At 38.4% G+C, this 17,230-nt stretch carries 20 protein-coding genes; 16 read left to right on the top strand and 4 right to left on the bottom strand.

From position 1 onward, the window contains the following. Positions 1 to 6: 6 nt before the first annotated feature. On the bottom strand, positions 7 to 612 hold the full coding sequence (gene merTP / locus I6J03_RS19840; RefSeq protein ID WP_002978239.1) for a mercuric transport protein MerTP: 606 nt from the start codon (positions 610 to 612) through the stop codon (positions 7 to 9). Then, the gene (locus tag I6J03_RS19835; protein WP_002978241.1) at positions 609 to 986 is read right to left on the bottom strand and encodes an ArsR/SmtB family transcription factor; all 378 of its coding nucleotides are present in this window, start codon (positions 984 to 986) and stop codon (positions 609 to 611) included. Before I6J03_RS19835 ends, merTP begins: the two co-directional genes overlap by 4 nt. Positions 987 to 1,364: 378 nt before the next feature. On the opposite strand from I6J03_RS19835, the gene I6J03_RS19830 reads away from it, so the two are divergent. The 14 genes from I6J03_RS19830 to I6J03_RS19765 all read left to right on the top strand — a co-directional run bounded on the left by I6J03_RS19830 (position 1,365) and on the right by I6J03_RS19765 (position 12,052). Further along, positions 1,365 to 1,670 (top strand): DUF4134 domain-containing protein, encoded by a 306-nt coding sequence (locus tag I6J03_RS19830; RefSeq protein WP_034871415.1) that lies wholly within the window; start codon positions 1,365 to 1,367, stop codon positions 1,668 to 1,670. Positions 1,671 to 1,681: 11 nt separating this feature from the next. Beyond that, positions 1,682 to 2,014, top strand: coding sequence for a DUF4133 domain-containing protein (locus I6J03_RS19825; protein ID WP_003002417.1), 333 nt, complete (start codon positions 1,682 to 1,684; stop codon positions 2,012 to 2,014). Beyond that, on the top strand, positions 2,011 to 4,515 hold the full coding sequence (locus tag I6J03_RS19820; RefSeq protein WP_003002420.1) for a TraG family conjugative transposon ATPase: 2,505 nt from the start codon (positions 2,011 to 2,013) through the stop codon (positions 4,513 to 4,515). The genes I6J03_RS19825 and I6J03_RS19820 overlap by 4 nt, the downstream gene beginning before the upstream one ends. A gap of 29 nt (positions 4,516 to 4,544) precedes the next feature. Then, positions 4,545 to 5,177: a DUF4141 domain-containing protein gene (locus I6J03_RS19815; protein WP_002978253.1), complete on the top strand. Its 633-nt coding sequence runs from the start codon at positions 4,545 to 4,547 to the stop codon at positions 5,175 to 5,177. Between the two features lie 2 nt (positions 5,178 to 5,179). Continuing rightward, complete coding sequence (gene traJ, locus I6J03_RS19810; protein ID WP_002978255.1) at positions 5,180 to 6,175, top strand: conjugative transposon protein TraJ; 996 nt, start codon at positions 5,180 to 5,182, stop codon at positions 6,173 to 6,175. Between the two features lie 19 nt (positions 6,176 to 6,194). Beyond that, positions 6,195 to 6,818 carry a conjugative transposon protein TraK gene (traK, locus tag I6J03_RS19805; protein WP_002978256.1) on the top strand — a complete coding sequence of 208 codons (624 nt, stop codon included), beginning with the start codon at positions 6,195 to 6,197 and terminating at the stop codon, positions 6,816 to 6,818. A gap of 11 nt (positions 6,819 to 6,829) precedes the next feature. Continuing rightward, positions 6,830 to 7,258: a hypothetical protein gene (locus I6J03_RS19800; RefSeq protein WP_003002425.1), complete on the top strand. Its 429-nt coding sequence runs from the start codon at positions 6,830 to 6,832 to the stop codon at positions 7,256 to 7,258. A gap of 23 nt (positions 7,259 to 7,281) precedes the next feature. Further along, positions 7,282 to 7,494, top strand: a complete 213-nt coding sequence (locus I6J03_RS19795; RefSeq protein WP_003002428.1) for a hypothetical protein — start codon at positions 7,282 to 7,284, stop codon at positions 7,492 to 7,494. Between the two features lie 61 nt (positions 7,495 to 7,555). Next, entirely contained in the window at positions 7,556 to 8,905 is a 1,350-nt protein-coding gene (gene traM, locus I6J03_RS19790; RefSeq protein WP_034736782.1) for a conjugative transposon protein TraM, read from the top strand. 24 nt (positions 8,906 to 8,929) lie between these two features. Beyond that, complete coding sequence (traN, locus tag I6J03_RS19785; protein WP_003002435.1) at positions 8,930 to 9,823, top strand: conjugative transposon protein TraN; 894 nt, start codon at positions 8,930 to 8,932, stop codon at positions 9,821 to 9,823. 20 nt (positions 9,824 to 9,843) lie between these two features. Further along, positions 9,844 to 10,404, top strand: a complete 561-nt coding sequence (locus I6J03_RS19780; RefSeq protein ID WP_003002438.1) for a conjugal transfer protein TraO — start codon at positions 9,844 to 9,846, stop codon at positions 10,402 to 10,404. A 12-nt stretch (positions 10,405 to 10,416) separates the two neighbouring features. Continuing rightward, the gene (locus I6J03_RS19775) at positions 10,417 to 10,866 is read left to right on the top strand and encodes a DUF3872 domain-containing protein (RefSeq protein WP_003002441.1); all 450 of its coding nucleotides are present in this window, start codon (positions 10,417 to 10,419) and stop codon (positions 10,864 to 10,866) included. Between the two features lie 102 nt (positions 10,867 to 10,968). Next, positions 10,969 to 11,241, top strand: coding sequence for a molybdenum ABC transporter permease (locus I6J03_RS19770; RefSeq protein ID WP_003002444.1), 273 nt, complete (start codon positions 10,969 to 10,971; stop codon positions 11,239 to 11,241). Positions 11,242 to 11,251: 10 nt separating this feature from the next. After that, entirely contained in the window at positions 11,252 to 12,052 is an 801-nt protein-coding gene (locus I6J03_RS19765) for a TIGR02391 family protein (RefSeq protein WP_003002448.1), read from the top strand. A 39-nt stretch (positions 12,053 to 12,091) separates the two neighbouring features. Here the strand turns inward: I6J03_RS19765 and I6J03_RS19760 are convergent, their stop codons facing one another. Continuing rightward, the gene (locus I6J03_RS19760) at positions 12,092 to 14,644 is read right to left on the bottom strand and encodes a phospholipase D-like domain-containing protein (RefSeq protein WP_232279582.1); all 2,553 of its coding nucleotides are present in this window, start codon (positions 14,642 to 14,644) and stop codon (positions 12,092 to 12,094) included. A gap of 98 nt (positions 14,645 to 14,742) precedes the next feature. Next, positions 14,743 to 16,344, bottom strand: coding sequence for a hypothetical protein (locus tag I6J03_RS19755; protein WP_103913855.1), 1,602 nt, complete (start codon positions 16,342 to 16,344; stop codon positions 14,743 to 14,745). 169 nt (positions 16,345 to 16,513) lie between these two features. Between I6J03_RS19755 and I6J03_RS19750 the strand changes: the two genes are divergently transcribed. Together I6J03_RS19750 and I6J03_RS19745 are read left to right on the top strand one after the other, a co-directional pair. After that, the gene (locus tag I6J03_RS19750) at positions 16,514 to 16,825 is read left to right on the top strand and encodes a helix-turn-helix domain-containing protein (RefSeq protein WP_003002460.1); all 312 of its coding nucleotides are present in this window, start codon (positions 16,514 to 16,516) and stop codon (positions 16,823 to 16,825) included. Beyond that, positions 16,806 to 17,105, top strand: coding sequence for a helix-turn-helix domain-containing protein (locus I6J03_RS19745; RefSeq protein WP_003002463.1), 300 nt, complete (start codon positions 16,806 to 16,808; stop codon positions 17,103 to 17,105). The genes I6J03_RS19750 and I6J03_RS19745 overlap by 20 nt, the downstream gene beginning before the upstream one ends. Positions 17,106 to 17,230 lie beyond the last annotated feature (125 nt).

Here is a 17,230-nt window from a genome sequence, read left to right as displayed (position 1 = left end):
AAAATACTATTTCTTGCCAACCACTTTGTAACCTGTACCGTTGATGGCTTCTTCAATTTGAGCAAGACTCACTTTGGTTTGGTCAAATTCTACTTTGGCAGTCGCTTCTTCATAAATCGCATCTACCTTAACAATGCCTGGCAATTTGTTCACATCATTTTCTACGTGTGAAGCACAACCATTGCAAGTCATTCCTTTTACATCAAAAGTTACCGTTTGGATGTCAGAAGCATTGACGATTACAACTTCCTTGTTGTCGTTTGAAGGATAGAAAATGTGTGCGTAGTTCGGAAAAGCGAGCATCAAGGCTGCAAATACGGTTACAATTCCCAAGAATGTTTTGGTCTGCATAAAGGGTTTCTTTTCGTCTTCTTCGCAATCACATTGAATTTCTTCGGCTGTTCGTGGTTTAAGTTTCTGATACCAAGCAAAACCCAACACCAAAACAGTGATACCGATTAGATAAGGTCTTGCTGGTTCCATCCACGAAAATGTAGATGCCACTCCTGACGCTCCTGAAATAAGAGCCAATACAGGTGTAATGCAGCAAAGTGATGCTGCTACTGCCGAAAGCACTCCCGCTCCGACAAATCTGTTGTTTTTCTTGTTCATACTGTTTCCTTTTTTGAATTGTTTATGATGTGTTTAAAAAATGGACGAAGTAAAGTCAGTTGCTCTTGTTTCAAAGAGTAGAAAATGGTTTGTCCTTCTCTTCTCCCTTCAATGACGTTTCCGTCTTTTAGTTTTCTGAGGTGTTGCGAAACGGCAGGAATGCTCATTCCGAGAATGTCTGAAAGGTCGCAAGGGCAGAGTTCGTTTTCTTCTTCTAAGAGAAATAAGATTTTCAACCTTACTTCGTTTCCTGCCAATGCTAAAAGTCCACTCAGTTGGCTGAATGCCTTGTCGTTGGTTTGAAGTATTACTCTACAATTGTCTATTTGAACCTTGTCGGCAAACACACGGATACACGATTGATTGTTTTCCATAATTTCCTTGTTTAGGATTTAATAACGCAGCAAAAATACAAATAGTTTTCTTATTTAAGCAAATACTTAAATGATAATTTTAATAAATCTTTTTTTTAAGCGGTGGGTCTCTTGGGACTTTGTTAAGGGGATAAATAAATACCCAGTGTCTTTTTAGGATAATGGAAAACTTATAAAATCATAAGGGAGAAATTTTATCAGCTATTCTGTATCGAAATGTTTGGCATTTTTTCATGCTCCATTATCAACTATAACGCCACTCACTGCCAAATCATTCCTTTGACTGTCACTTTATTATAACGCCTTGATTTCTGAAACACCTTTGTTCAGAAAGCCCGCGAGAAGTGGGAATACAATAACAAATTAATGTGTTTAATCATGAAAAAACAAAGAAAAAAAGTTTTGCTGGCAGCTACATTGATGCTCTCAGGAATCGGTGCATTCGCCCAGGGAAATGGTACAGCAGGTATCACAGAAGCTACCCAAATGGTCACCTCTTATTTCGATCCCGCCACACAGCTTATCTACGCTATTGGTGCCGTAGTAGGACTCATCGGAGGTGTTAAAGTGTACAACAAGTTCAGTAGCGGAGATCCCGATACCAGTAAAACGGCGGCATCGTGGTTCGGTGCCTGTATCTTCCTTATTGTAGCTGCTACCATTCTTCGTTCATTTTTCCTTTAATCCTTTGCCCTATGAGTAATTACAACATCAACAAAGGCATTGGAAGAACAGTAGAATTTAAGGGACTGAAAGCGCAGTACCTATTCATCTTCGCCGGCGGATTACTTGGGACATTGATCCTGGTCATGATACTTTACATGGCTGGGGTTAATTCTTACATCTGTCTGTCTTTAGGAATTGGTGGTGCTTCGCTAATTGTATGGCAGACCTTTTCACTCAATCAAAAGTATGGTGAACACGGATTGATGAAAATCGGCGCAATAAAAAGGCATCCCCATTACATCATCTGTCGCAAGCCTGTGCATCGTTATTTAAAGTCCACCTCTAAATCAACTGCCGTATGAGAAATGTAGCAAAAGTCACTACGTTGGAAAATAAGTTTCCTTTGTTGGCAGTAGAAAATAATTGTATCCTGTCCAAGGATGCAGATATTACCGCTTGTTTTGAAGTACGCTTACCAGAACTATTCACAGTAGCTTCTGCGGAATACGAAGCGATTCATTCCGCTTGGCATAAAGCTATCAAGACCTTGCCCGATTATACGGTCATCCATAAACAAGACTGGTACATTAAGGAAAACTATGCACCAGATATTGCTGGTGAGAATTTAAGTTTTTTAGGCAAATCCTACCAACAACATTTCAACGAACGCCCTTTCTTGAACCATTATTGCTATTTATTCCTGACCAAAACTACCAAAGATCGGATGCGGATGCAAAGCAATTTCTCTTCGCTCTGCAAAGGTACGCTGATACCAAAGGAAATCAGAGATAAGGAAGCAATCCACCGTTTTATGGAAGCCGTTGCGCAGTTTGAACGTATCGTGAATGATAGTGGTTTCATAAGCCTACGACGCCTGAGTGAAAACGATATCATCGGTAAAGATGAAAAACAGGGGTTATTAGAACAGTACCTCACCTTGTCAAGAGATGCAGGGACACCCATGCAGGACATCGCATTAGGAGCCGAAGAAGTTCGTATCGGGAACAAAAGGTTATGCTTGCACACCTTATCCGATACGGACGACCTGCCCGGAACGGTATCAGCGGATACTCGTTACGAAAAACTATCTACTGATCGAAGTGATTGTCGTTTGTCATTCGCCGCACCTGTGGGCTTGTTGTTAAACTGCAACCACATTTACAACCAATATTTGTTTTTGGATAACAGCGAAGCCAGTCTACAAAAGTTTGAGAAGTCCGCAAGGAATATGCACTCACTGGCTCGTTACAGTCGTGCCAACCAAATCAACAAAGAGTGGATAGAAAAGTACCTAAACGAAGCCCACAGTTTTGGGCTATCTTCTGTTCGTGCTCACTTCAACATTATGGCGTGGTCGGATGATCCGGCAGAACTGAAACAGCTAAAAAATGATTGTGGAAGTGCTTTAGCATTGATGGAATGTAAACCCAGACACAACACTACGGATGTAGCAACATTGTACTGGGCAGGAATGCCGGGTAATGCAGGTGATTTTCCCGCAGAGGAAAGTTTTTACACTTTTATTGAGCCTGCATTGTGCTTTTTTACGGAAGAAACCAATTACCACAATTCGCCATCACCATTTGGTATCAAGATGGCTGACCGCCTGACTGGAAAGCCTATCCATTTGGATATTTCGGATTTGCCGATGAAACGTGGAATTATTACCAATCGTAACAAGTTCATACTCGGTCCATCGGGAAGTGGTAAATCTTTCTTCACAAACCATATGGTACGACAGTATTACGAGCAAGGCGCTCACGTTTTGCTTGTGGACACCGGAAATTCTTATCAAGGTTTGTGCGAACTCATTAAAGGTAAAACCAAAGGCGAAGACGGTGTTTACTTTACTTATACAGAAGACAACCCAATTGCCTTTAATCCTTTCTATACCGATGATGGCGTATTCGATATTGAGAAGCGTGAAAGTATCAAGACTTTGATACTGACACTCTGGAAACGTGATGATGAACCACCAACCCGTTCAGAAGAAGTAGCATTATCGAATGCTGTATCAGGCTATATCGAGCGCATCAAACAGGAAGATATTTATCCATCATTCAATGGCTTCTATGAGTATGTAAAAGGCGATTACCGCAAGGTACTCGAAGAAAAACAGGTAAGGGAAAAAGACTTTGACATTGCCAATTTCCTTAACGTACTCGAACCCTACTACAAGGGCGGTGAGTATGATTATTTGCTCAATTCCGATAAGCAGTTAGACCTGCTTTCCAAACGCTTTATTGTCTTTGAAATTGATGCGATAAAAGACCACAAAATCCTCTTTCCCATAGTCACGATCATCATTATGGAAGTCTTCATCAACAAGATGAGGAGGTTGAAAGGCATCCGAAAGCTGATACTAATTGAAGAAGCGTGGAAAGCGATTGCGAAGGAAGGTATGGCAGAATATATAAAGTATTTGTTTAAAACGGTTAGGAAGTTTTTCGGTGAAGCCATCGTGGTAACGCAGGAGGTGGATGACATCATCCAGTCGCCCATTGTTAAGGAAAGTATCATTAACAACAGTGATTGTAAAATCCTTTTAGACCAACGCAAGTATATGAACAAGTTTGATGATATACAGGCGATGTTGGGGCTTACAGATAAGGAAAAAGGGCAGGTACTTTCTATCAATATGAACAACGATGCAAGCCGACTTTACAAAGAGGTTTGGATAGGCTTAGGTGGTACGCACTCGGCAGTCTATGCCACCGAAGTTAGTTTGGAGGAATACCTTGCTTACACCACCGAAGAAACCGAAAAAATGGAAGTGATGCAGCTTGCTGCTGAACTGGACGGCAATGTAGAACTCGCCATCAAGCATATCGCAATGCAAAGGCGGGACAAAGTAAATCAATAGTCAATTAACAATTTAAAAATTCAGAAACAATGAAAAAAGTATTGTATCTGGTGTGTACGGCACTAATGCTCGCCGTAGCACCGTCAGCGAAAGCTCAATTTGTAGTAACTGACCCTGCAAATCTGGCATCAGGAATTATCAACAGTGCGAACGAAATCATACAGACTTCTTCCACCGTGAGCAATGTCGTAAAGAACTTCAACGAAGTGAAAAAAGTGTACGATCAGGGCAAGGAATATTACGACAAGCTAAAAGCTATCAACAACCTTGTGAAAGATGCCCGTAAAGTACAGCAAACCGTATTGTTGGTAGGCGATGTGTCCGAAATATATGTTCAGAACTTTGGAAAAATGATGAACGATCCCAATTTCACACCACAGGAATTGGTTGCAATCGGCAATGGTTATTCGGCACTGCTCAATGAAAGTACCGAACTGCTGAAAGAATTGAAGCAAATTATAACCTCTTCAAGCCTTTCGCTAAACGACAAAGAGCGTATGGATATTATTGATCGTGTGTACAAAGAGGTAAAGGATTACCACAGCCTTGTACGCTACTACACTAATAAGAACATTTCTGTAAGCTACCTAAGAGCGAAAAAGAAAAACGACGCACAGAGAGTTCTTGAACTCTACGGAACTTCTAACCAAAAATACTGGTAAAAATGGAATGGGATAATCTTCACGAACTCCTTCGTTCACTTTACGACGATATGATGCCGCTTGCAGGTGATATGGCGGCTGTGGCTAAAGGATTGGCGGGATTGGGTGCGTTGTTCTATGTAGCATTAAAGGTTTGGCAGGCTTTAAGCCGAGCCGAGCCTATCGATGTGTTTCCGTTACTGCGTCCATTCGCTCTGGGTCTTTGTATAATGTTCTTTCCAACCATCGTGTTGGGAACCATTAATGCAGTATTAAGCCCGGTAGTTACAGGAACTCACGCCATACTCGAAGACCAGGTGCTTGACCTCAACCAACTCCAGCAACAGAAAGACCAATTGGAATACGAAGCAATGGTACGAAATCCCGAAACCGCCTATATGGCATCAGACGAAGAGTTTGATAAAAAGCTGGATGAATTGGGCTGGTCGCCATCGGACGTTGGTACAATGGCAGGAATGTATATGGACAGGCAAGCCTACAAGATAGAGAAAGCAATAAAGGATTGGTTTCGCAATTTATTGGAAATACTCTTTCAGGCGGCGGCTTTAGTTATTGATACCATACGAACATTTTTCCTGATAGTCCTTTCGATACTCGGACCAATAGCTTTTGCTATTTCCGTTTGGGACGGATTTCAGTCCACGCTCACACAGTGGATCACGAGATATGTCAGCGTATATCTCTGGCTTCCTGTTTCCGATTTGTTCAGCTCGATGCTGGCAAGAATACAATCCCTCATACTGGAAAGGGATATAGCAATGCTTGCCGACCCGACCTACATACCCGATACGAGCAATACGGTGTACATCATCTTTATGATTATCGGTATCGTTGGCTACTTCACAATTCCAACAGTAACAGGTTGGGTAATCCAAGCCGGAGGTGCAGGAAACTTTACTCGTAATGTAAATCAAACAGCGATGAAGGCAGGAAACCTTGCGGGTGCTGGTGCAGGATCTACAGTAGGAAACATCGGCGGTAAACTGATGAATAAATAACAATAAATCATTCAAAAAAATGGAATTTAAAACGCTAAGAAATATCGAAAACAGCTTTAGGCAGATAAGACTATATGCCATTGTGTTTGCGGTTCTCTGTATTGGCGTGGTAGGATATGCCGTATGGCAGTCCTACCGCTTTGCAGAAGAACAACGCCAAAAAATCTATGTATTGGATAACGGCAAATCTTTGATGCTTGCCTTATCGCAAGATGCAAGTATCAACCGACCTGTGGAAGCAAGGGAACACGTCAGACGTTTTCACGAGCTGTTTTTTACACTTGCTCCCGACAAAAACGCTATAGAAAGCAATATGAGCAGGGCATTCAATCTTGCCGACAAAAGTGCCTTCGACTACTATAAAGACTTGTCAGAAAAAGGCTATTACAGTCGTATTATATCAGGAAACGTACAGCAACGCATCGAAGTAGATAGTGTGGTCTGCAATTTCGATACCCATCCTTATGCGGTACGAACCTATGCAAAACAATTCATCATTCGGTCAAGCAATGTAACCAGACGTAACTTAATTACTTCCTGCTACCTAGTCAACTCCGTTCGCTCTGACAACAACCCACAAGGCTTCAATATCGAAAAATTTGCAGTCGTGGAAAACAGGGATATAGAAGTCATCGAACGCTAAAAAACAATCTTATGGAAACATTATCAGATTTAAACACGTTCGCAAAAATCCTTACAGAAAAAGGATATAACGGCTATTTTCATACGCAGGGTGCGTATGCCGGAAAGCTGAAAGAAAGTATCAGCGATTACCTTGAAAGCTGCCAAAAAGGTGCAGATACTTTGCCTAAACAAGACTTGTTGTTGACAGGCTACCTACAATGGTCGGGAGAAGACAAGGCAAGTGTAGAATGCAGTATGTGGGTAAATTATCTGAACGGCAAATTCTCACTCAACAGAATGGAGGTGGCAAGAAAAGACCAATTTGGGCAATTGCTAAAAAAATCGGAACTGACAAACCTCTCTTTAATAGTCGTACCCAATGCAGTTGAGGTTATTGCTTTGGTTAATGATGAACAAAAGCAAAATGTGGGTAAAATCTCCAAGCGGTTCAAGCTCTAACATCATCATAAAAAATTAAGAGTATGAAAAAACTAAGAGCAAATATGGATAGGTATTTTGATAAGCTCGACGAACGTTGGCAGGCATTGCCAGTGCGCAAGCAGCACCAATATACCCTGTACTTTTTTGTGGGATATCTACTGCTTACCACAGGTGTAATTTTCAAAGTCTGGTACGATACCTCAAAGTCTGGAAACGATATGATCATAGAGCATATCGAAAATCCTGTCCTCTAAAAAAATGGAAGTCCTGCAAGATTGCAGGATAGTGTATCAACAATTTTAAAAAATCAAATTTATGAAAGAAAATGAGAACAAAAAATCGGTTGTTCGGGTAACGGAGGGGAACTCGACAGCAACTGCTGATGTGTTGCAAGACGGCACACAGAATAATAAGGAGAAGCTCAAAAAGCCCTTAATTTTCGGCTTAATGGCGATTGTTTTCGTGGGTTGTATGTACCTCATATTTAAACCATCCGAAGACAAAAAGACAATTGAAAATGTAGGGCTGAACGATGCGGTACCAGAGGCTACTGGAACTGGAATGCCTGCCGACAAAGGCAAGGCGTATGAACAGGAAATGCTCGAACGCAAAGAGCAGGAAAAACGCAATGCATTGGCTACACTTTCAGACTACTGGAATACAGAAGACAAAGAAGAGCCAACCGACGAACCGTTTAATGAAGAAGAGGAAAACAACAGCTTTGGCGGTAGTGGGAGAAATTCGGCAAGAAGCAGTAACCCTGCTTTGAACAGCTATCGAAATAGCCAAAGCGCATTGAGTTCCTTTTATCAAGATGATAACGCTGAAACAATGGAACTGCGTAAGCAGGTGGACGAATTGAAAGAAAAATTATCAGAAAAGGATGTGCCACCTGTGGCCACAGTTGATGACCAATTGAAGCTAATGGAGAAATCCTATGAAATGGCAGCAAAGTATCTGCCAAAAAATGCGAATACCGAAAATTCAACACCTGCTAATGGTGCTGTTCCGGATGCTATTAGTGCTATGGCTACTAACCAAAAAGAGCATTTTGTATCGTTCACATCAGCAAGAAAAAATACAGTATCAACCCTTTACCGTGAACCATCGGACAGTGCTTTTTTAGCGGATTGGAGCGAAACAAAGAACCGTGGGTTTTATACCGCTGGTTCTGTGGAACAAATGGCACAACCCAAAAACAGTATCAAAGCCTGTGTACACGATGCCCAAACAGTAGTTGGCGAAACAGGTGTGCGTTTACGATTATTAGAGCCTGCAAAAACACCGAGCCGTACCATTCCAAAAGGAACGATTTTAACGGCTAATGCGAAATTTCAGGGAGGGCGTTTACAACTAAAAGTTACCTCGATAGAACTGGAGGGCAATATCATCCCGGTAGATATAACCATTTACGATTTGGACGGACAGCAAGGCTTGTACGTTCCATATTCGCCGGAAATGAATGCCCTTACCGAAATGGCAGGCAATATGAGCCAGACAGGCGGAACAAGCGTAATGCTCACGCAAAATGCTGGACAGCAGGTTGCAGCAGACCTTAGTCGTGGCGTGGTACAGGGAATTTCGGGCTACTTCGCCAAAAAGGTAAGAACCCCAAAAGTTACGCTGAAAGCAGGATATCAAGTCTTCTTGGTATCTAAAAAATAATGTTGAACTCAAATAATTTTAATAATGAAAAATCATTTAAAAACCTTTTGGGCAATTGTCCTGATACTCGGCTTTGCCGTACAATCTTTTGCACAAGACAGCATCAGAACTCCGCTTGCATTAGGCAAGATAGAACCGTATAAAATGGAAGTTACCTACGATAAAACTTCGCACTTGATTTTTCCGACCGCTATCCGTTATGTGGATTTGGGAAGCGAATATCTAATTGCAGGAAAAGCAGAAGATGCGGAAAACGTGTTGCGTGTAAAAGCAACGGTAAGGGATTTCGAACCTGAAACCAATTTTTCGGTCATTACGAATGACGGACGTTTTTACAGCTTTAATGTGTATTACAGTTCTTACCCGGAGGCAATGAGCTACGACCTACTTACAATGCAAAAGGCAGTGGATAAAGCCAATGGAAACGATGTGCTTTTTGAAGAATTGGGCAATAATTCGCCTTCACTAGCAGGCTTGCTATTAGAAACAATTTACAAAAATGATAATCGGATTGTAAAGCACATTGGGGCTAAGAGTTTCGGCATTCAGTTTATTCTCAAAGGCATTTATATCCACAACGGCAAATACTATTTCCATACGGAATTGAGAAATAAAACCAATGTGCCTTTCCAGATTGATTTTATCAATTTCAAAGTAGTAGATAAAAAGGTAGCCAAACGTACTGTGGTACAAGAACGCCCGATGATACCCCTCAGAACTTACAAGCCTTTGGACGAGATTGGCGGGAAACTAACCGAACAAAACGTGTTCCTGTTAGACCAATTTACCATTGCCGATGACAAGGTACTGTTGATTGAGATTTTCGAGAAGAACGGTGGCAGACATCAAACTTTGCAGGTAGAAAATTCGGATTTGATAAAAGCTCGTTTAATAAACGATATGCACCTAAAATTTTAATAACATTTTAATCCAATAATATGAAAAAGTATATCTATACCGTGATGCTCATCTTGATGGCCATCACGGTTACACAGGCACAAAGAATGCTCCCAAAACAGAAAGGACTGGAAGTAAGTACAGGTGTAGTATCCAAAGATAAAATTGGTAATGATTATTACCTCAATATTGGAATGACCGTGAACGGTAAAAACGGGAACTATCAGCTTTGGGCATTGGAATACACCCACCAATACCACGACTACAAAGACCTCCGCATACCGCAGGAAACCTACACTTCCGAAGGCGGCTACAGTTTCTTCCTTTTGGGCGATGCTCGTAAAAACATTACGCTGAACTTCGGAATAACAGGTGTTGTCGGTTATGAAAGCATCAATCGTGGCGAAGCGATGTTGTATGACGGAGCAAAGATTTTGAGCGAGGATAACTTCATCTACGGAGCTGGTGGACGGCTCACTCTTGAAACATATCTATCAGACCGTTTTGTGTTAATCCTGCAAGGACGCACAAAAGTATTTTGGGGTACGGACTTAGAGCAATTCCGACCATCCGCAGGTGTGGGATTAAGGTTTAATTTTTAAAAACTTAAAACAATGATAGCTATATTTAATAAATTCAGAATAGGATTAGTGCCGATATATGTAATGCTGGCAATCCTAACAGCTTCGGTAACTTTAGTATCTTGTAGTAAAGATGATGAACTCGAAATACAGAACGATTTTCCTTTCGAGGTAAACGTGATGCCAGTTCCAAAAGATGTAGCCAATGGACAAACGGTAGAAATACGCATTGACATACAGCGAACAGGCAATTACAGCAACACACAGTATTTTCTTCGCTATTTCCAATTTGACGGACAAGGCATATTGCGGTATTACGATGAGCAACCATATTTACCGAACGATTTATACCCATTACCCACAGAGCAATTTCGGTTGTACTATACTTCAACATCTGCCGTTTCGCAATCCTTTGATGTTTGGATTTCGGACAGCTTTGGAAATGAAAAACAGATAAGTTTTCAGTTTAATAGTGCTGATTAAAAACAATGAAATCCTGCCACAAAAAGCAGGATTTCTCTTTTTAAGGGATATTAAAACTGTTTTTTTTTGTAAATTTAAAAAGTAGATTTTAAGTGTTTTGTTATGGTCGCATCATTGGTTATAGGAATAATATTTTTGATTGCAGGTTTAGGACTTCGCTATTGGCTTAACCGACGAAAGTTTTACAGGCGTGGTCCGATGGGAGCCGAAGGTTTTTCATCTTATGAAAGTTCGGTTTTCATTAAATTTATTGAAAAGGTTGGTAAATGGATAGCTTATGGATTGATTATATTTGGACTTTTATCACTTTGGGTTTATTCTCGTGAGAAAAAAGATAGGGAAATCCAAAACATGGAAATCCAGAAACAGAATTAATCATTTTTAAATGACAAAATCCTTTGATGACATAACCTTGCGAAATATATCTGACATTATATCAAATCTATTAACGCATACAAAAATCACAGAACATTTAGCTGGTGCTAATATTTCTCAATCGCAAATTGGTACAAACAAAACCGACAGACTTTTTTATGCATTAAAAGAAAAGCAAATACAAGACAATTGTGGAAATAATGTATTGGCATTTGTAGTTAGGTTATTAAATCCTAAAAGATATAATTCCGAAGACGAATTTGAAAGAGACAGAACAACTATCAATGAAAAATTAGTTTACGAAGGGATAGAAATTGATAAAACCGGACAACCCCGACTAGTTGAAAAGGCTAAAACCATTTCAGAAGCTAAAAGCAGGTCACTTAAAATCAAAGAAAAAGTACACGGTATCGGAGTTCATTCAGAAATTTTACCATACTGCGAAGCCGAATGGCTGAAAGAAAATTATTTTCACTCTATACTAGAAATCACAAAAAGTGTTGCGGAAAGACTTAGGCAGAAAAGTGGCTATACTTCAGATGGAGTAGATCTGGTTGATGATTGTTTTGCTTTAGGAAAAGACAAAAGACCTATGCTTGCTTTTAATATGCTGAATAATCCAAGCGAAGAAAGTGAGCATAAGGGTTTCGGCAACTTCTGTAAAGGATTTTTTTCTATGTACCGAAATCCAAAAGCGCATAACCCGAAAATATTAGAAGACACTCAACTTTCAGAAATGACTGAAGTATTGGTTGTAGCTACAATTATTCATAACAAACTTGATAACACTTACAAAACAGGACTTAAATAGCGCAAATCGGATAACCCAAAAGTTATCCGATTTTTTAACTTACAAATCGGTGCATATAAAAGATGAGAGTTTTAGAGGTAAATAAATTTCGTCTGGACTGTGTTTTATGTAATCTTCTTTATCATAGTCCCACATAAAGCCAGGTCTGATTAAAGTAAAATCGTTTGTTTTATTTACGTACTGAACGTAGCTATAACCCCAAGGCGATTTGTAAATAATTTGCCCGTTAACTGCTGATGTATCAAAGTTCTTATCTTCAATCTGTTCAATCACTTTTATAAACGAAGGACATAGTCTTTCGTAAAATATCTCTAAGTTTTTTTCAAATCCTTTTGTTCTGTTTTTCAGCTCGGAAATTCTAATATTAATTTTGGATTTTAATTCTACAAAATTGCTATTGAAATCATCTACATTCCTACAACCTAAATAATGAAGTGCATTTAAAGCCATAGTAAAAAAGTAATGTAATTCATCATCTTTCCATCGATTGTTAATTAAGCAAACAATTGTATTTATGAGTGCCTCTTTTTTTAGTTCCTCGATTTTCTTTTTTGTATAGTCAAATTCATACGCTTTAAATCCGCTTCTTGCCAGCATCAAAAAGTCGCCAATTAAGTTTAAACAACAACCCTTTACATTGTTATTGTCATAATCGTCTACAAATGGTAAATAACTGAAAAAATGGTGCGTGTCTTGTTCGTCATACTTTGCAGATTTCCCTCCGTATTCACTTATCAACTCAAGAGCGATTAAATATTTAGTCAAATCTGTAAGTGTAGGCCTATATGTTTTTGGTCGACTATTCCCATAGAGAATTTCTTGTTGGTAATTGTAAAGGTTATCAAAGTAGTTCATCAACTTTCTTTTTTCAGATTTAAGAATGACAAAAGAGAGGTTACGAACCGTTGCCACTTCTCCTTCCTCATTTCCATTTATGTTGCCTAAATCGTCTTCTTGCTCATCAATACTTATATCAGCTTGTTTATTTGTTGAAATTCCATTTAAATTGATGAACTTCAAAACATCTAAAACACGTAGGGAAAGAGAAGAGAGTAGAAGGTTTTTTTCAAATCCAGAATTTTCTATTGCTTTATAGGAAGAGAGATCGTAAAGTTTTTCAGGTTCTTTGTCATCATTCAGCTTTGTAAACGTGCTTCTCCTACTATCTAAAAAGCTGGCTCCTGTCTCATTTTCTGTTTCGTCAAAGATGGCGTAATGCAACAAGTCAAGAACTTTACTTAGTTCGCCATTTTGAATTTCGCTATAAATTTTCTCAATTTCCTCTGTTTTTGGGTTAGGATGCGTTTTCGCCAAAAGGAAATAATCGGAAATTAATAGTTTATTTGAGATAATCCCATCATTAACATTTGTCAATTGCACATATAGGAAACTGCCTAATTCTAAATTGACTGTTATTTTTAGCTCTTTCGCATAATTTGAGAAAGTTTTGGAATACAAAAATCGGTTTTGTTTATCGAAGAAAACAACCTTGAATTCATCGGTATAAGTTCCAGTGGAATGAAGTATAAATTCATCATAAATCAACTCTGCACAAAGCAACTGTACTTTAAATTGATTGTTCTTGATTATAGTTTCATAAATTGACTGATTTGTAGTCGCTGTAAATTCATCAAGGCTTTTACTATTGCTTGTTTTCAGTTTTATGCCTAATTGATTTAATAATCCACCTTTTTCTGACTGAATAAGAAGTGAAACTTCTGCATTTGAATTTTTGCCCAATAATCCCAATCCTGCAGGTGTAATATTGGCACTACCGAACAAGCAAAATTCTTTTCCATTTTTTGTCTTGAAATGAATAATCTTCCCGTGAAGTTTTGATTTTGAGTTTCCAGATTTTGCATATTGGATTTTGCTTACGCCTGCATCACACCAATCGTAAAATGTAAACGCTTTGTTCACTTGCATTGCAGAAGGGATTAAACCACTTTCATCCAATATGACTTTTACTATGGCTGAAGGAAAAAGAGAATTAAGTTCTTGCAATACTTTCCCATTTTTGTCATAATATGGAGAAATGGTAGTTATTTCTACTACTTTCTCATTGCTAAGATGTTTTAAAAGTTCGTTCCAAATAGAAGTTGTTTCAGTATTAAACAGGAAAGCAACCTTCTCTTTTTGCGACGTTTCGAAAAATTGAAATGGTTTTGTCTTTGGCAATTCATTCAGCCATTTAGAATGTTCAAGTATCCATTTTGTAGTTTTTTCATTCATCTGTCCTTTAACTGACGATGAAAGAGTTGATAGATAATCCCAAGCTGACGAAAAGACTGATGAATTTTCGGTTGAACGAATATCAAAATGAAATGCTCCCCAAATCTCATCATTGTTGCCATTTCCAGAATTTGTAAGGTTTCCAGAACCAACAATAAGCAATCCTTCTTTTTCACCAAACAACATCCAAATTTTTGGATGGAATACTGACTTTTGAAAAACAGGATAAAGTGAATAACCGGCAGAAAGTTGCATTTCTTCTCCTGTCGCTTGTTGCATTAACTCTGAATAATAATGTCCATCAATAAAAACGTTGATGTTTCTCACGCCACAAGAACGCAACCATTTCATTGCTTTCATTTCAAAAAAATAAAAGTCAAAGCTGAAGGTAGTAAGAATTGCAGAATGATATCTTCTGCTTCCTATCAATGTTAGTATGTTTTCTCTTTCTAGTATCATCAGTCAATCAAAAGTTTCTTATGTAATGGCGATAAAACCCTTTGGTCGTTGATTACCTGTAAATCAAACATTATGTTTTGCAAGGCGTTCATTCTTGGCGATGTGTTTCTTGGAGGAAATGTATCTATGAAACGGATGTATTGTTCCTCAATAAAAAATTTGTGAGTAGCCTGTGAGCCGTTGCCCATTTTTCTGAGTGCAACCATTGAGTGCCTGTAAATAATTTTGCGTAAAATAAATTGTTCAACAAAATCTTGAAGTGTATCGTTTTCTGCTGTGTGAACTGTCAAGATACCATCAACCATATTCCCATCCCTTTCTATCTTTTTTCTGCTCATAAATTCTTTCAATGGATGAAGTTGCTCTCTATTATTTTTGAATATTTGAAGCAAAAGAATAAAGCCATATTTTGCTACTATAACAGGGTCGTTTGTTCCATCAATTTCCTTTTTGATGTTTTCCTCATCTTCTGTGTCAGGGATTAACTCCAAAATTTCTGCAAGTGAACTTGTTGGCTCTGTAGCTTGCTTTAGCTCTTTGCATATTTCATTTGTAATACTGCTTGAAAATTTCTTTACAAACAATGGTAGATATTGGTCTTGTTGGAAATCGTAAAGATGTTGTAATACAGCCCAAAACATCGTACCGCAACTGTACTGCCAATACTCATTTAATTGATAGCAGTACCAACCAATATTAGTTTCCGTTTCAGGATAACCATTTGTTCCCAATTTCTTTCGGTAACTTTCCAATAGAAATCTATACCAGTCGTAATTATTTTCATTTTTAACAGCTGTATTTAAGAGCGACAAAATTGTTTCCCTTCTGTGAAAAGTAAAACGTTCTTCCATTTCTTGACTTGGATCGTCTTTGTCCAAAAGCATTTCTACATATAGTTGCCATTCGGCATTTTCTGTTTGTACCGTATCAATCGCAAAATACTTTATCAGTTCTGAAATATCATCTTGGTAGAGTTTTCCTTTTTTGATATTAATATAAAATAACTCTTTTATTTGTGGTGACAATGATCCTTCAAAAGCCTCGGCTAATTGTTTCCCAGAAACTTTTTGTCTTGGGTGTGGTTTACTAATGTTGTAAATAACATCTCCATCATCATTTATTGCTGTAATAATTAAGGAAAGTGCCTGCATTGCTCCGTAATAATATTGTCCGAATGCACCGGATGGATATTTCCAATAAACATTTTTATCGGTATTGTCCTTGTCTGCTCCTTCGGCTAAGTCAAAATAAGTTTCCTCAGCTGTATTTATTAGGTTTGAAGCAAAGTTACTTCCTGTTATCTGTTGAACTCCTTTACGCTCGCTTTGCATAATTATGGCAATCATCAATTCAGCTCTGCGGATAAAACGATATTGTTCTTTTGAGTTGCCTTTCTTCTCGGTCTTGAAATAGAAGTCTAAAAGCCAACAATAAAACCCATAATAACGGAGACGATTAGTCAAATTGGAAATTCCAGGCAACATAGTGGCGTAAGTCGCTTCTGAGGTTGTTTGAAGGCCTAACGGGTCAAGTCCAGTGATTAGACTTATTGATGCTCCCCAAAACGGATAATTTGAATTGCCTTTTTGTAATACTGCCATTTAAAATTAATTTATCAGTAACCTATATTCTTCAAATTTACAAAATAAACTATCTTGAAATTTATATCGTGGCGACAAATACTACCTTTCAACGCCAATCAATACAACATTTTCCAAGCCTTTACAAATCCTTGATAAATTCCACTTCCACAGAAAAATTGAGCAGATTATGGAAGTTATTGCAATACAAAAATCCACATTAGACGGAATGAAGAATGAACTAAAAGCACTTTTAGAAATGACCGAAAATGCTGTACGGAAATATACTCCAATTTTCAAAGAAGAAAAGTGGCTCGATAACCAGGAAGTGTGCCTGATGATGGATATTACCAAACGGACTTTGCAGACCTATAAAGACAAAGGGCTATTGCCATATTCCAAACTGAACCGCAAAAATTATTATAAACGCTCGGATGTACTGTCTTTGCTCGAAGCTGGACACCCCTACAATACCAATGACAATGAATTTATTGACGAATGAAGCTGAAGAAGTAATCGAACAACAGCAAATGATAATGCAGTTGAGAAACCGTATTGAAAGCATATTAAAAAATTATCGTCCTGTAATGAACGGAGAAATTTATTTGTCGGGCGAAGATGTATGCAAATTGCTACATATCAGCAAACGGACTTTACAGCAATACCGTGATGATAATATCCTGCCGTATATTCAGATCGGTGGCAAAATTATTTATAAGGAAACAGATTTGATGACAATATTGGAGCAGAATTATATCAATCACAAAACAAATTCAGGCTAAGCTTTTTGTTGCATTAATACATCTAATAGCAAGAGTTTAGTATCTTTGCTATGTAAAATATAGAAATACTTAAAGTGTTTTTGCTTTAAGTCCCACATTGAAAACTGGTAATTTTTAGACAACGG

Origin of the sequence: Sphingobacterium spiritivorum (assembly GCF_016724845.1) — a bacterium.
Taxonomy (GTDB): domain Bacteria; phylum Bacteroidota; class Bacteroidia; order Sphingobacteriales; family Sphingobacteriaceae; genus Sphingobacterium; species Sphingobacterium spiritivorum_A.
This window is presented reverse-complemented; position numbering and strand designations above follow the sequence as displayed.

Coding starts and splice junctions, on each gene's coding strand:
- I6J03_RS19795 (WP_003002428.1), top strand. CDS start 7,282: ATGAAAAAACTAAGAGCAAATATGGATAGGTATTTTGATAAGCTCGAC.
- I6J03_RS19835 (WP_002978241.1), bottom strand. CDS start 986: ATGGAAAACAATCAATCGTGTATCCGTGTGTTTGCCGACAAGGTTCAA.
- traM (WP_034736782.1), top strand. CDS start 7,556: ATGAAAGAAAATGAGAACAAAAAATCGGTTGTTCGGGTAACGGAGGGG.
- merTP (WP_002978239.1), bottom strand. CDS start 612: ATGAACAAGAAAAACAACAGATTTGTCGGAGCGGGAGTGCTTTCGGCA.
- I6J03_RS19770 (WP_003002444.1), top strand. CDS start 10,969: ATGGTCGCATCATTGGTTATAGGAATAATATTTTTGATTGCAGGTTTA.
- I6J03_RS19825 (WP_003002417.1), top strand. CDS start 1,682: ATGAGTAATTACAACATCAACAAAGGCATTGGAAGAACAGTAGAATTT.
- traJ (WP_002978255.1), top strand. CDS start 5,180: ATGGAATGGGATAATCTTCACGAACTCCTTCGTTCACTTTACGACGAT.
- I6J03_RS19775 (WP_003002441.1), top strand. CDS start 10,417: ATGATAGCTATATTTAATAAATTCAGAATAGGATTAGTGCCGATATAT.
- I6J03_RS19755 (WP_103913855.1), bottom strand. CDS start 16,344: ATGGCAGTATTACAAAAAGGCAATTCAAATTATCCGTTTTGGGGAGCA.
- I6J03_RS19745 (WP_003002463.1), top strand. CDS start 16,806: ATGAATTTATTGACGAATGAAGCTGAAGAAGTAATCGAACAACAGCAA.
- I6J03_RS19750 (WP_003002460.1), top strand. CDS start 16,514: ATGGAAGTTATTGCAATACAAAAATCCACATTAGACGGAATGAAGAAT.
- I6J03_RS19820 (WP_003002420.1), top strand. CDS start 2,011: ATGAGAAATGTAGCAAAAGTCACTACGTTGGAAAATAAGTTTCCTTTG.
- I6J03_RS19830 (WP_034871415.1), top strand. CDS start 1,365: ATGAAAAAACAAAGAAAAAAAGTTTTGCTGGCAGCTACATTGATGCTC.
- I6J03_RS19780 (WP_003002438.1), top strand. CDS start 9,844: ATGAAAAAGTATATCTATACCGTGATGCTCATCTTGATGGCCATCACG.
- traK (WP_002978256.1), top strand. CDS start 6,195: ATGGAATTTAAAACGCTAAGAAATATCGAAAACAGCTTTAGGCAGATA.
- I6J03_RS19765 (WP_003002448.1), top strand. CDS start 11,252: ATGACAAAATCCTTTGATGACATAACCTTGCGAAATATATCTGACATT.
- I6J03_RS19815 (WP_002978253.1), top strand. CDS start 4,545: ATGAAAAAAGTATTGTATCTGGTGTGTACGGCACTAATGCTCGCCGTA.
- I6J03_RS19760 (WP_232279582.1), bottom strand. CDS start 14,644: ATGAAAGCAATGAAATGGTTGCGTTCTTGTGGCGTGAGAAACATCAAC.
- traN (WP_003002435.1), top strand. CDS start 8,930: ATGAAAAATCATTTAAAAACCTTTTGGGCAATTGTCCTGATACTCGGC.
- I6J03_RS19800 (WP_003002425.1), top strand. CDS start 6,830: ATGGAAACATTATCAGATTTAAACACGTTCGCAAAAATCCTTACAGAA.